The organism is Candidatus Pedobacter colombiensis (assembly GCA_029202485.1).
Lineage (GTDB): Bacteria > Bacteroidota > Bacteroidia > Sphingobacteriales > Sphingobacteriaceae > Pedobacter > Pedobacter colombiensis.
Map to the genome: position 1 here is coordinate 4,014,070 of CP119313.1, position 14,109 is coordinate 4,028,178.

Annotated in this window: 11 protein-coding genes; 9 read left to right on the forward strand and 2 right to left on the reverse strand. The window is 40.0% G+C overall.

Translation table 11 applies throughout. From position 1 onward, the window contains the following. Window positions 1-343 precede the first annotated feature (343 nt). From P0Y49_16830 to P0Y49_16845, 4 genes are all read left to right on the forward strand, one after another. Window positions 344-580: a hypothetical protein gene (locus P0Y49_16830; protein WEK18456.1), complete on the forward strand. Its 237-nt coding sequence runs from the start codon at window positions 344-346 to the stop codon at window positions 578-580. 67 nt (window positions 581-647) lie between these two features. Continuing rightward, window positions 648-1,817 (forward strand): HlyD family efflux transporter periplasmic adaptor subunit, encoded by a 1,170-nt coding sequence (locus P0Y49_16835; GenBank protein ID WEK18457.1) that lies wholly within the window; start codon window positions 648-650, stop codon window positions 1,815-1,817. Between the two features lie 7 nt (window positions 1,818-1,824). Then, complete coding sequence (locus P0Y49_16840; GenBank protein ID WEK18458.1) at window positions 1,825-3,990, forward strand: peptidase domain-containing ABC transporter; 2,166 nt, start codon at window positions 1,825-1,827, stop codon at window positions 3,988-3,990. Window positions 3,991-4,084: 94 nt separating this feature from the next. Then, window positions 4,085-4,513 (forward strand): SRPBCC domain-containing protein, encoded by a 429-nt coding sequence (locus P0Y49_16845; protein ID WEK18459.1) that lies wholly within the window; start codon window positions 4,085-4,087, stop codon window positions 4,511-4,513. Window positions 4,514-4,569: 56 nt separating this feature from the next. Here P0Y49_16845 and obgE read toward each other — a convergent pair whose 3' ends face one another. Continuing rightward, the gene (obgE, locus tag P0Y49_16850; GenBank protein WEK18460.1) at window positions 4,570-5,577 is read right to left on the reverse strand and encodes a GTPase ObgE; all 1,008 of its coding nucleotides are present in this window, start codon (window positions 5,575-5,577) and stop codon (window positions 4,570-4,572) included. A 74-nt stretch (window positions 5,578-5,651) separates the two neighbouring features. After that, the gene (locus tag P0Y49_16855; protein WEK18461.1) at window positions 5,652-6,221 is read right to left on the reverse strand and encodes an adenylate kinase; all 570 of its coding nucleotides are present in this window, start codon (window positions 6,219-6,221) and stop codon (window positions 5,652-5,654) included. A gap of 346 nt (window positions 6,222-6,567) precedes the next feature. On the opposite strand from P0Y49_16855, the gene P0Y49_16860 reads away from it, so the two are divergent. The 5 genes from P0Y49_16860 (at window position 6,568) to P0Y49_16880 (ending at window position 14,081) form a co-directional block, all read left to right on the forward strand. Beyond that, complete coding sequence (locus tag P0Y49_16860; GenBank protein ID WEK18462.1) at window positions 6,568-7,146, forward strand: RNA polymerase sigma-70 factor; 579 nt, start codon at window positions 6,568-6,570, stop codon at window positions 7,144-7,146. Window positions 7,147-7,223: 77 nt separating this feature from the next. Continuing rightward, entirely contained in the window at window positions 7,224-8,336 is a 1,113-nt protein-coding gene (locus P0Y49_16865; GenBank protein ID WEK18463.1) for a FecR domain-containing protein, read from the forward strand. A gap of 142 nt (window positions 8,337-8,478) precedes the next feature. Further along, a complete protein-coding gene (locus tag P0Y49_16870; GenBank protein WEK18464.1) occupies window positions 8,479-11,982 on the forward strand; it encodes a SusC/RagA family TonB-linked outer membrane protein in 3,504 nt (1,167 codons plus the stop codon). Window positions 11,983-11,999: 17 nt separating this feature from the next. Continuing rightward, the gene (locus tag P0Y49_16875) at window positions 12,000-13,544 is read left to right on the forward strand and encodes a SusD/RagB family nutrient-binding outer membrane lipoprotein (GenBank protein ID WEK18465.1); all 1,545 of its coding nucleotides are present in this window, start codon (window positions 12,000-12,002) and stop codon (window positions 13,542-13,544) included. Between the two features lie 9 nt (window positions 13,545-13,553). Continuing rightward, window positions 13,554-14,081, forward strand: a complete 528-nt coding sequence (locus P0Y49_16880; GenBank protein WEK18466.1) for a TlpA disulfide reductase family protein — start codon at window positions 13,554-13,556, stop codon at window positions 14,079-14,081. The last annotated feature ends 28 nt before the right edge of the window (window positions 14,082-14,109 follow it).

Below are 14,109 nucleotides of genomic sequence, written 5' to 3' on the forward strand. Positions count from 1 at the left end.
TAAACAAAGAAACCATTAAAAAATCATAAATTCCAGTATTTTCTTATCGATTTAATACGCAATTACTTTAACGCTTATCATAATTCCTTTTTTAATGATTTAACTGAAAACAAGACAAAATTCAATGAAAAAGTGTGACAAAACACCCTAAAAAACATGCACATTATTTACTAATTCATTAAACATAAACGAATTAAATGAACAAACTGAACGAAGCCATCAGTCCCACCATTTATTACATTCGTTTCATGTTGGCCAACATAGGCGTACCCTGAAAAGCCTTAGATGAGTAAGGAAAAGAGAACAAAGGACAAACATCATTCCTTAAAACAATTTTAAAACCATGAAAAAATTAAATTTAAACAACCTTGGTGTTCAGGAACTGAACAGCGTTGAAATGACAAAAGTAGAAGGTGGCGGTCTGCTAAGCGGACTTGGTATCCTTAACGGATTAGGTTTAGGCAATTTAACCGGTGCATTAGCGCCTGTAACATCAGCTGTAAATTGTGTATTAAATGACACTTTTGCATTTGTTAACAAACAATTAAAAACTGTTTTAGGAGCATTTGGCGGTTTATAAAACTAAAAAACGAACAAATAGCCGTTAACTACCCTCCAGGTTAACGGCTATTTCATATCCCCCTTACATGTCCCTATTCACTTATTCTTCAGAAGCCATTTCCAGTACCGCCCTTGTTTACCGATCCAAAATAAATAGGACTACCCAAATTATTTACCTGGTAACCGTACTCACTATCCTGCTTACCATTGCAGCCCTACCTTTTATTAAAATACCCATTAGTGTAAAGAGCAACGGATTGCTCCAATCATCCATTGAAAAAACAGAACTTACCGTACCGGTGAATGGCCGTTTGATAAAACTGCAATTAACAGATAACAAAAAAGTTAAACAGGGAGAAACCCTGATGATCATAGATGCTGCATTAGCCAAACAACAAGGCAGCATCGTACAAAATCGGCAGAGTCAAACCGCTGCCTTTTTACAAGACATACGCACATTGCTTGTATACATCAATCGCAATGGTTTTAGCTATCCACCACTGCAAACCGGACAATACACCGCTTCATGGCAGCAATTTGCACAGGAACTGGAAAATGCCCGCATCGCTAAAAACCAGGCAGAAAACACTTACAGCCGTTACAATAAACTCTTCCAGAATAAGGCAATTACAGAATCAGAGTACGAACGCTATAAGTTCGAATTTGAACAGTCGCAATCTGCCTATAAAATGATCATCAACCGCTACAAGACGCAATGGCAAACCGAGGCCAATACCCTTCGCACCGAACTGCAGCAGCTCAGTGGACAACAGGTTGAATTAAACGAGCAAAAAAAACAGTATACCTTAAAAGCCCCAATTGATGGTTCTATACAAAACTTAACCGGACTTCAGGTGGGGGCTTATGTTTTTGCTAATCAAAAGATAGGTGAAATATCACCAAACGCTGCGATAACCGCATTCTGTTATGTTAAACCGGCCGACATAGGGCTCCTCAAAAAAGGGCAGGATGTCCGTTTTCAGGTTGATGCTTTTAACTACAACCAATGGGGACTGGCAACAGGCAAGGTACTCGATATTTCGGACGACATCATTGTCATCAACGATCAACCTGTATTTAAAGTAAAATGCGGTTTAACAAAAGGCTATCTGGAATTAAAAACAGGCTACAAAGGGTACTTAAAAAAAGGTATGACCTTTACCGCCCGTTTTACCGTTGCCAAACGCAGTTTATACCAATTGCTGTATGATAAAGTAGATGACTGGGTAAATCCTAATGTAAGCGGAAAGATATAAAAAGGCTATGAGCATTAAAGTAAAACAGCGTGACATTACAGATTGCGGAGCTGCATGTCTGGCTTCCGTTGCCAGCCACTATAAATTAAACCTACCTGTTGCCCGTATCAGACAGCTGGCAGGCACCGATAAAAAAGGCACTACCATATTAGGTCTTGTAGAAGCTGCCCAAAAATTAGGCTTTGAAGCTAAAGGTGTTAAAAGCCCATTCGAAAGCCTGTTTAAGATACCTACCCCAGCCATAGCCCATGTCATTATAGACCAGATTTTACAACACTATGTGGTCATTTACAAAGTTAACCGTAAGTTTATCCAGCTTATGGACCCCATTGATGGGCTAATGCATCGTAAAACCCACGAAGAGTTCAAGAAAGAATGGACCGGTACCTTGCTACTCCTATTACCGACAGAGGGCTTTGAACCGGCAAACGCAAAAATCTCCGTTCATACTCGTTTCTGGAATCTCATAAAACCACATAAAAGCATCTTAATTCAAGCCTTGTTTGGGGCAATTGTATATACCATTTTAGGTTTATCCACCTCCATTTTTGTACAAAAACTAGTCGACTTTGTATTGGTAGATGGGAACAGGAATTTACTTAACCTCATGAGTATGTCCATGGTAATTATCCTGACTGTACAGCTCTTTATTGGTACAGCAAAAACCATTTTCACATTAAAAACAGGGCAAATGATAGATGCCCAGCTCATATTAGGTTATTATAAACACCTGCTCAAACTGCCTCAGCAATTTTTCGACACCATGCGTGTCGGCGAAATTATTTCAAGAATTAATGATGCCGTAAAGATCAGAACATTCTTAAATGACGTAAGCATTAACTTCCTCGTCAACATTTTCATCGTCTTCTTCTCATTTATCGTCATGTTTACCTATTACTGGAAACTTGCCTTACTGATGCTTACCGTTGTACCTGTTTATTTTTTGGTTTACACGGTAACCAACAAGCTGAACAAAAAAGCACAGCGAAAACTAATGGAAGACTCGGCCGAGCTGGAATCACAGCTCGTTGAAAGCCTAAATGCCATAGGTACAATTAAACGCTTTGGATTAGAAGACCATGCAAATGAAAAAACCGAAACCAGATTTGTAAAACTATTACAAACCGGCTTTACGTCCAACATAAACTCCGTATTCTCTGCTACATCATCAGAGTTAATTTCAAGACTACTTACCATAGTTCTACTTTGGGTTGGCGCCGGTTTTGTGCTCGACAATAATATTACTCCCGGTGAGTTATTATCGTTTTATACCCTTATTGGTTATTTTACCGGACCGGTATCCTCCTTAATAGGCATGAACAAAACCGTACAGGATGCAGTTATCGCTGCCGACCGGCTTTTCGAAATCATGGACCTGGAACGTGAGAACGATGAAAATCAGATTGAACTCACAACTGACAAGATTGGCAATATACATTTTGAGCATGTTTCCTTCCGTTATGGAACCAGAGCTCCTGTATTTGAAGATTTAAACCTAACTATCCCCCGAGGAAAATTCACCGCAATTGTTGGTGAAAGTGGGTCTGGAAAATCAACACTGATGGCCATTCTCCAAAACATTTACCCAATACAAAAGGGCAATATAAGCATCGGTAAATACGATTTAAAGTACATCCAAATGGCCTCCCTCCGTCGCGCTGTATCTGTTGTACCCCAGAAAATTGATTTATTTGCCGGCAATGTTATCGACAACATTGCCATTGGAGATTATGAACCGGATATGCAGCGAATCTTAGATATAGCAGAGCAGCTTGGCATCATCGATTTTATAGAAACCTTACCTCAAGGATTTCAAACCTACCTTGGCGAGAATGGAACTGCACTTTCCGGAGGACAAAGGCAACGTATTGCCATTGCACGGGCGCTATACCGCAAACCAGAGATCCTTATTCTTGATGAGGCAACCTCTTCACTGGATTCTGCCTCCGAACAGTACGTACAAAAAGCAATCGAGCTTTTAAAAGCCAATCATAAAACGGTGATTGTAATTGCGCACCGTATGAGCACTTTGCATCATGCCGATAAGATAATTGTGTTGGATAAGGGCCAGGTATTAGAACAAGGGACGCACAATGAATTGTTATTCAATGTAAATTCAGCCTATACTAATTTATGGAAACTGCAAATGCCGGAATTACTAACCAGGCAGTAAAAAATAAGGCTTTATGATAATATTAAAAACCGTTTGCCATTCCCGGTAGTTTTAGCATAAGTAAACCGTTTTCTATAAAAATAAACTAGAGCTAATGAAAAACGATCCATTTGTAATAGAAAGAACCTTTAGTGCACCTCCGGACAAAGTATGGGAAGCCTTAACAGATACAAAAAAAATGAAGCAATGGTATTTTAACATTGAAGCATTTAAACCCGAAGTAGGCTTTAAATTCCAATTCCTCGCAGGCAGTGAAAAGAAGCAGTACTTGCACATATGCAAGGTTACTGAAATAGAAGAAGGTAAAAAGTTAACCTATTCCTGGTGCTATGATAATTATCCGGGACAGTCATGGGTTAAATTTGAGCTATTTGAAGCTGGTACAAACACCCGGTTAAAGCTAACACATAGCGGCTTAGATAGCTTCCCGAGCAAAGACGACCCAAATTTTGCCAGGGAAAGTTTTGCAGCCGGATGGACACAAATCATAGGCACTAACCTCAAAAATTTCGTAGAGCAATAATATCGTATTGTCAGGTCAAAAATAAGTTCAACTTGACAATACGAATAGTATATCAATTAATCCTGGTGAGCATTTATAGCTTCCCAAAGCATATCTTTTAACTGTACCAATCCCTTTTGGGCTACAGATGAGATAAATATGGCCGGAACATTTTTAGGAAGTTCCTTTTTCATTTCCGCCATTAATTCCTCATCCAACATATCAGATTTTGTTATAGCCAGCAAATGTGGCTTTTGCATCAATTCAGAATTATAATCTTTAAGTTCAGATTTTAAGATCTCATATTCCTCCGTTATGCTCCTGTGTGTATCCGCGGGAACCATAAACAGCAATACCGAGTTACGCTCAATATGACGTAGGAAACGATAACCCAATCCCTTACCCTTAGATGCACCTTCTATAATACCCGGAATATCCGCCATTACAAACGACTTACTATCACGGTACGATACAATACCCAGGTTTGGTACCAAAGTAGTAAAAGGATAATCAGCAATTTCTGGTTTAGCCGCAGAAAGCACCGACAGCAATGTCGATTTACCTGCATTAGGGAAGCCTACTAAGCCCACATCGGCAAGTACCTTAAGTTCCAGCACAATCCACTCTTCTTTTCCCGCCTCACCTGGTTGAGCAAAACGAGGTGTTTGCAGCGTTGGGCTTTTAAAGTGCCAGTTCCCCAATCCACCACGTCCACCTGCTGTTAAAATTTTTGTTTCACCATCTTCGGTAATTTCAAACAGCACTTCCCCAGTTTCTGCATTTTTAGCAATAGTACCCAACGGTACATCAAGAATTTCATCTTTACCTGATTTACCTGTTGATGTTCCACTAGAACCAGGCAAACCATCAGGAGCAATAATATGCTTGCGATATTTTAAATGGAGTAATGTCCAAAACTGAGAATTACCCCTAAGGATGATATGACCACCACGCCCACCATCACCTCCATCCGGACCTCCGGTAGCCGTTCTTACATCACGGTGCAAATGTGCAGAACCTGCCCCCCCTTTACCAGAACGGCAGCATATTTTAACATAATCTACAAAATTCGAACCTTGCGACATAATTTCTGTTTTTTTTATAAATAACAATAGCGGGCAGCATTAAGTTCTGTCCCGCTATCAATGATGTTTTTGTACTAGTACTGATCTATTACTGCACTTAAATCTGCAAAGATATCATCGATTTTACCGATACCATTTACTTTGCTCAATTTGTTTTGTGCTTCGTAATAAGGCAAAACGTGAATCGTTTTGTTAAAATATTCTTCTATGCGTTTTTGCAGTTTATCTGCCTGATCGTCAACACGACCCGTCTCAAGCTGACGTTGAGCAATCCGTTTAGTCAGTTCATCCTGATCAACATCAAGTGCAATCACACCAGCAATACCACTGCCTTTGCTTATTAAAAACTCATCTAATGCCTGAGCCTGAGGCACAGTGCGTGGAAAACCATCAAATATAAATCCTTTGGCCTGCGGATTTTTATCCACTTCCTCTTCCAGCATGGCGATGGTAATTTCATCAGGGACCAATTGTCCATCAGCAATTAAAGCACTCACCCGCTGTCCAAGTGGCGATTGATTTTTAATATGTGCCCTGAAAAGATCGCCTGTTGAGATGTGGATCAATTGATATTTTTCAATCAATTTTTCAGATTGGGTGCCTTTGCCTGCACCCGGTGGGCCAAAGAGAACAAAATTCAGCATTTGGGTTGTCTTTAAAGTTAAAAAGCCTCATGCCTGACGGCAAAAGGCTTTTGTTTGTTATTTAAGCTTTCAGAGTTAAGGACACCATGCAACTTAAGGAGGATTTAATCAAACCTATTGTTACAAACTGTGACTTAACCATTGAAAATATTTTAATTTTACCTATTCAATCCAATCATTATAACCCATCCATTTTCAATTCATTAAATCACAGAATAAGAAAAATGAGGAGGCTACTTTTGAGGTTGCAAATATATAATTATTAATTTACTATATTTATTTTTTTGCAAAATACTCCAGTTAAAACAAAAATATCTACCTTCGCCATAGATAATATATACAAATAATGTCAACACACAGTAAACTAAGTGATTACGAGTTAACCACCCTTTTAAAGGATGGTGATCGTGATGCTTTTACTGAAATTTATGACAGATATTTTTTGTCACTTCATGCCCATGCTTATAAATGGATGCGCAACAGAGAAGAAACCAAGGACATCATCCATGAGCTTTTTTTGTCCCTTTGGGAAAAACGGGAAACTTTATCTTTTGAGCCCAGCCTGCTCAGCTACCTCTCTGCCGCAGTAAGAAATCGTATCTTTAACCTCTTATCTCATAAACGCATTGAATCAGCTTACCTAACCAAGCTAGATCATTTTACCAATGAAGACAACTGCATTACAGATCACCTGATTAGGGAAAAGCAATTGACAGAGATCATTGAAAATGAAATTGCAGGTATGCCCGGAAAAATGCGTGAGGTTTTTCAGTTAAGCAGAAAAGAGAATTTAAGCCATAAGGCGATTGCAGGCCAGCTGAACATCTCCGAATTAACCGTCAGGAAACACGTTCAACATGCCTTAAAGATCTTGCGTTTCAAAATCGGCATCTTTCTGATGTTATCCTTTTTCATGAGCCTTTAATTTTTTTTCATTTTTATTTACCCCCTCCATCCTCCTCAACTGTACCTCTTTATAAAGCATTAACTGTCTCAACAAACATGGAAGAAAAAAAGGCACAAGCACTGTTTCAAAAATATGCAGCCGGTAATTGTACTGAAGCAGAAAAAGCGCTTCTGGAATCATGGTATCTTCAGCATAGCCCGGATGCCTACCCGGATATGAGTATTGAGGAGCGTTTAGAAGACAAGCAACAAATACTTGCTGCACTTCAACAAACCATTGCACCTGCAAAACGAAATATGCTCTGGCCAAAAATGGCGGGTGTAGCGGCTGTAATATTTGCGCTCATCAGCTTTGGACTGTATACTTACCTCGCTAAAAATAAGTCTATACAGCATGGCACAACGATAGCAAAGGCCGATGTGCAGCCAGGTGGCAATAAAGCGGTACTTACGCTCGCAAATGGCCAAACCATTAATTTAAGCAGTGATAAAAAAGGCATTGTCATTAAAGCCGGCGAACTGGCTTACAATGATGGGACACAAATTAAAACTAATGAGCTTAATGCTGAAATTATAGAACGTAATACCATCACTACCCCTGTAGGCGGACAATATCAAATCATTTTGCAGGATGGCACTAAAGTTTGGCTTAATGCAGCGTCATCATTAAGCTACCCTACCCGCTTTGCAGGTAAAGAAAGGAAAGTAGAAATAACGGGCGAAGCTTATTTTGAAGTCGCACACAATAAGGCCATGCCTTTTAAAGTGATGAGCAAAGGTCAAACCATAGAAGTACTAGGCACACACTTTAATGTCATGGCTTACGAAAATGAGCATGCCATAACAACAACCTTACTGGAAGGATCTGTAAAAGTGAGCAACAATACCGCTTCTAAATACCTTACTCCGGGGCAACAGGCTCAGGTAACCGGTCAGCACATTGCTATTGCCGACCATATAGACTTAGAAGAAGTCATTTCCTGGAAAAATGGGTATTTCAAGTTTAATGAAGACATTAAAGGCATCATGAATAAAATTGCCCGTTGGTATGATATAGATGTCGTATATAAACCGGGTGTAGATTTAAACCAAACTTTTTCGGGTGAAGTCTCCAAATCCAGAAATGTCTCTGTTTTGCTAAAAGTGATGGAACTAACCGGAAATGTAAACTTTAAAATTGAAGGAAGGAGGATCATCGTTATGCCATAAAACTACACATAAAGATGACCTTAAAAAGAAGCCGGGAATGATTGGACCCACCCCCGGCCAAATTGTAAGGGCTCTAAAAAACCGCGGCTTAAGCGGAATTACTATTGAATTGACAATTATCTAAACCCTAACTATCAAATGTATGATTTTTTACCTAAACGTTAAACGTGGTGGAAGCCACAGTATTATACGAAAACTCATCATGCGGATCAACTTATCCATATTTTTCATCTTACTGGCCATGATTCAAGTATCGGCCAAAGATGCATTCGCACAAAAAATTACACTGGACAGGACTAATACCAGCTTAAATAAAGTGATAAAAGAGATCCGTACGCAAAGCGGATATGATTTCTTTTATAACAATGCACTTATTGTAAAGGCACGACCAGTATCCATTCATGTAAAAAATGTATCGCTCGACGAAGCGCTTCAAAAGTGTTTTGCAAATCAAACATTTACCTACCGGATTACCGACAAAATGGTAATCATTATGGAAAAAGAAACAAAAATGCCAGCGCAGGTAGCGGTTGTACAAGAGCCTATCACCGGAAAGGTGGTTGATACCACTGGACTGCCCCTACCTGGTGCTACAGTAAGAGTAAAAGGCAGCACCAAAGTTACCATAACAGATGCCAACGGTACATTTGTTTTAAAGGATGTGAAAGAAAATTCGATCCTTGAAATTTCCTATTTGGGTTTTACAACCCGGGAAATAAAAGCTACAGCCAACATCGGCAAGATTATTTTACAAATTGCACAATCAGGATTAAATGAAGTTGTTGTAACCGCCATGGGCATATCCAGAGAGAAAAAAGCACTGGGTTATGCAGTACAGGAAGTAAAATCTGAAGAGCTGACTACTCGTCCAACTAATGCTTTGAGTGCCATTTCTGGAAAAGTATCTGGTCTGCAAGTCATCTCCTCAGGGGGTAATATGGGTGGTTCGACACGTGTGTTACTGCGTGGTATCAATTCTATAACAGGCAATAACCAACCTTTGTATGTAATAGATGGCACACCGATAGATAACTCAGACCTTAACACTTCTTCTACCATAAACGGAAGTGCAGGTAAAGACGTAGGTAACCTGATACAGGATCTGAATCCCGATGATATAGAAAACATCTCAGTCCTAAAAGGCCCTTCTGCTGCTGCATTATATGGATCGAGAGCTGCAAATGGTGTAATTTTGGTCACCACTAAAAAAGGAAGTAAGAAAGAGAAATTCGACATTACCCTAAATACTGGAATTGATTTCGAGAACATTGTCCGTCTGCCTAAAAGACAGCATTTATATGGTCAAGGCTACGCCAACACCTTTGCTAAGGCCACAATTAACGGGAAAGAATATAATATTGTAGATTATGCTGCTGATGAGAGCTGGGGACCAAAATTGGATGGCACACCAGTATTGCATTGGTATAACCTGGACCCGGAATATCCAGCCGACTACCTAAAGCCCCAGCCATGGATTTATCCTGAGCATGATGTCAATTACTTTTTCCGGACAGGTATTGCCAATACGAATAACATTGCGGTTAGCGGATCTAGTGGTCAAACCAATTACCGTTTGTCCTATACCAATAAAAATGTTCGCGGTACAGTTCCAAATTCCAGTTTAGGACGTAATGCTGTAAACTTCTCAGGTTCTACACAGCTGGGCATTGTAAATGTATTCAGCAACCTGAACTATGTTAAAAACAACACGCTAGGCAGACCGTGGACAGGCGCTTCTAACCGGAACATTATGCTCGAAGCCTTCCAATGGGGCGGCGTACAGGTGGATTACAAAAAACTAAGCGAATACAAAAGACCTGACGGCACTCCGCGCCCATGGAACAGAACAGGATACCAGAATACAGCTACTGACAAAGCAACCCGATTTATCGACAACCCATATTGGTCTGCTTACGAAAGCTATATGGAGGAAAATCGCGATAGAATTTATGGAAATATAGGCTTCACGGTTGATGCCAATACCTGGCTTAAACTAACCGGAAAAGTACATGCTGATGTGTATACTTCCGAGTACCAGGATCGCATAGCAGTATATTCACGTTCTCAATCACAGTATCAGGACTACACCCATCATTTTAACGAATTCAATTACGAATTCCTGGCTTCAGCAAAGAAAAACTGGGCGGATTTCTCCCTCTCAGGTAATATTGGAGGAAACATCAGAGATCAAAAGCGCCGCATAAGTGATGGTTTAACTCAGGGAGGACTAATTATCCCGCAATACTACAATCTTAAAAATGCACCTATTGTCTTAAATAACAACAACTTTTTCCACAAACAGGTATACTCATTATATGGCAGCTTCTCCGCCGGATGGAAAGGGCTACTTTACCTGGATGGAACTTTACGCAACGACTGGTCATCGACCCTTCCTGTAGAAAACAATTCATTCATTTACCCATCTCTTACCGGAAGTTTTGTGTTTAGCGAACTTGCAGGTTTAAAAAAACAAGAATGGCTTGATTTTGCCAAAGTACGCTTAGGCTGGGCACAGGTAGGTAATGATACTGAGCCGTACCAACTGTTACCTGTTTTCGAAGCACAGCAAGCATTTAATGGAACAGCTAATTATCGTTTGCCAATTACATTAAATAATCCTTTGTTAAAACCTGAGATCACAAGTTCTGTTGAAACAGGGATAAATGTACAAATGTTTAAAAACCGTTTAGGATTTGATGTAACCTATTACAATAACAACAGTCGCAATCAAATCCTTCCAGTACCTATCTCTGCAGCCTTTGGATATGAAAACAAAGTGCTAAACGCAGGAAAAATAAACAACAAAGGTATAGAGGTTACCTTAAATGGCACACCAATAAAAAGTGGCAATTTTGAATGGAACAGCACGCTTAACTGGTCAAGAAACCGAAATAAGGTGATTTCGCTGGATGAAGGTGTAAACACGTTAGAACTCAGCGGTCTGTTGGTTAGCCTGGTAGCGCAGGAAGGCAAACCTTACGGACAAATTATGGGGAATGATTTTGTGTATGCCCCAGATGGACAACGCGTGGTACAGGCTGATGGTACTTACCTTAAAACCTCACAACAAGTGGCATTAGGAAGTGTACTTCCTAACTATTTGTTTGGTTTCCAAAATACCTTTAATTATAAAAAAATGCGACTGAGCTTCCTTATCGATGGAAGAATGGGTGGAAGTTTCTTCTCTCAGACCTATAAAGTAGGAATGTACGCCGGGATATTAGATAAAACTGCCGCAAACAACATCAGGGAAACCGGCATTGTTGTAGATGGCGTAAAAGCCGATGTTGCGTTCCATCCTGATGGCACGTACACAGTAACCAATACCCGTAAAAACGACACGAACATTTCGGCACTAGCCTGGGCAAGGAATGAATACAACGGACCAACCACTTTTAGTGTGTTCGATGCTTCCTACATTAAATTAAGAGAGCTTACCCTAGGTTACACTTTCGACCTTAAAAAGAACAGTGCCATTCGTTCTCTTGGTCTGACTGCATATGGAAGAAACCTTTGGAACATTTATACCAAGAGTAAATACATTGATCCGGAATTCACTAATAGTGGCGGAAACGTACAAGGTATAGAGGGCGGTAACATTCCCGTTCCTATCACCTATGGTTTAAATGTAAGTGTTAAGTTTTAACCCAAAAAATTACTGAGATGAACTTTTATAACAAAATATCAGCCATTGCCTTATTGTCCCTTACTGCATTTGTTTCATGCAGTGATGATAAACTGGCAGAAATCAATACAGATCCGAACAGACCGGGCAATGTGCCTACGCCTACCCTTATTTTGTCTGCGGAGAAACAAATTATGGACAATGTGAGAAATCTGGATGTTTCATTGAACGGCACCATGCTATTTGCACAGTATTACAGTCAGAATATTTATACGGATCAAAGTCGTTATGATATTGCACGTAGCACCTCAGATCGCTACTGGGCAGATGGATTTAAAGCTTTGAACAACTTAAATGAGATCATTAAGCTAAACACTAATCCTGCCACTAAAGCCATTGCTACCGCCGGTACTGCAGGTACAAATGCCAACCAGATTGCGATCTGCCGTGTGTTAAAGGCTTTTACTTTTCATTCCCTGAGTGATGCATTTGGTGATATTCCATACCAATCGTACGCTAACGCAGATCCATCATTTCAAGCATTGCAACAAAATCCTGATAACTATACTCCAAAGTATGCCACACAGGAAAAAATTTATACGGACATCCTAAATGAACTAAAACAGGCGGCTGATACTTTATGGAAATATCCAACTGCCAATACTTTTGGTATTTCAGATGTGATATACAAAGGCAATAATGAAAACTGGGCGAGATTTGCCAATTCACTACGCCTGCGTCTGGCCACCAGAATCCGGGCTAAATTACCTACGCTTTCACAACAACATTTTGTCGAAGCACTGGCTCAAGGGGTATTTACATCCAATGCTCAGACTGCGGCTTTTAAATACAGTATATCGGCGCCAAATGAGGCTCCTCTTTACAGAGCAACAGTTACCGCTAACCGCCAGGACTTTGCGGTATCACACATTCTTATCAATTCCTTAAAAGGAGCATTAGGACCTTTTAACACTTTAGATCCCCGTTTACCGATCTACGCAAGGCCTAATAAAAACAATGAGTATGTTGGTCAACCTTATGGTTTACCATTGGAAGCTGCCGGGATTAATAAGCCTGCCGACATCAGCCTACCGGGTACATTGGTGAATGCTGCAGATTTTAGCGAAGTACTTCAGGAATATGCAGAGGTTGCATTTTTAATTTCTGAATACCAAAACTGGAGCGATAGCGAATACAAAAAAGGAGTTGTAGCCTCCCTAACCCGTTGGGGTGTTGCAGAGGCAACAGCACAGACCTATGCAAACAATCTACCTGCAGCAACTAAAGAAAGAGTCCTAACACAAAAGTACTTTGCACTTTATACCCAGGGACTAGAATCCTGGACGGAAATTCGCCGTACTGGATTCCCTAACTTTTTGGTTAAACCAAATGATGTAGTATGGACAAGGGTTACGCCTACAGAAACATTTAATTATGTCTTCAAACCAGTTTTCGGAAATGGCATACCTAAGCGTATCTATTATCCTGTAAAAGAACAAAGTGTAAACAAAACCAATTATCAACAGGCACTTGCTGCTCAGGGAGATGATGTAATTACAACTCCGCTTTGGTGGAATAAATAAATTAGAATTATGAAAACACTATTAATTTACCTGATCTGCTTATTTCCGGTCATGTTAATGGCCCAGGACAGCAAACCTGATGATCGCGGGTATAAAGTAAAAGTGGGTGATCAGGCCCCAAGTGATTTTAAATTGGTTTTAGCCAATGGCACAACAACAACCCTCTCTAAATTAAAAGGCAAGGTAGTCGTATTGCAATTTACGGCCAGCTGGTGCGAAGTATGTCGCGAAGAAATGCCTCATCTGGAAAAAGATGTCTGGCAAGCTTATAAGGATAAAGGTTTAATGCTGATTGGTGTAGATCGTGATGAGCCCTTAAAAGTAGTTCAAAAATTTGCAAAGGACATGAAAATCACCTACCCACTGGCACTCGATCCGGGCGCAGATATTTTTGCTCAATTTGCAGATAAAAAAAGCGGTGTAACCAGAAATGTGGTGATCGATAAGCATGGCAAAATTGCCTACCTGACTCGGTTGTATAATGAAGAAGAATTTAAAGGTATGCTCGCTGCAATTGATAAATTGCTTAAATCATAAAACATCCCAATAAAAATGAAAGGCTAAG

Coding starts and splice junctions, on each gene's coding strand:
- P0Y49_16830 (WEK18456.1), top strand. CDS start 344: ATGAAAAAATTAAATTTAAACAACCTTGGTGTTCAGGAACTGAACAGC.
- P0Y49_16835 (WEK18457.1), top strand. CDS start 648: ATGTCCCTATTCACTTATTCTTCAGAAGCCATTTCCAGTACCGCCCTT.
- P0Y49_16840 (WEK18458.1), top strand. CDS start 1,825: ATGAGCATTAAAGTAAAACAGCGTGACATTACAGATTGCGGAGCTGCA.
- P0Y49_16845 (WEK18459.1), top strand. CDS start 4,085: ATGAAAAACGATCCATTTGTAATAGAAAGAACCTTTAGTGCACCTCCG.
- obgE (WEK18460.1), bottom strand. CDS start 5,577: ATGTCGCAAGGTTCGAATTTTGTAGATTATGTTAAAATATGCTGCCGT.
- P0Y49_16855 (WEK18461.1), bottom strand. CDS start 6,221: ATGCTGAATTTTGTTCTCTTTGGCCCACCGGGTGCAGGCAAAGGCACC.
- P0Y49_16860 (WEK18462.1), top strand. CDS start 6,568: ATGTCAACACACAGTAAACTAAGTGATTACGAGTTAACCACCCTTTTA.
- P0Y49_16865 (WEK18463.1), top strand. CDS start 7,224: ATGGAAGAAAAAAAGGCACAAGCACTGTTTCAAAAATATGCAGCCGGT.
- P0Y49_16870 (WEK18464.1), top strand. CDS start 8,479: ATGATTTTTTACCTAAACGTTAAACGTGGTGGAAGCCACAGTATTATA.
- P0Y49_16875 (WEK18465.1), top strand. CDS start 12,000: ATGAACTTTTATAACAAAATATCAGCCATTGCCTTATTGTCCCTTACT.
- P0Y49_16880 (WEK18466.1), top strand. CDS start 13,554: ATGAAAACACTATTAATTTACCTGATCTGCTTATTTCCGGTCATGTTA.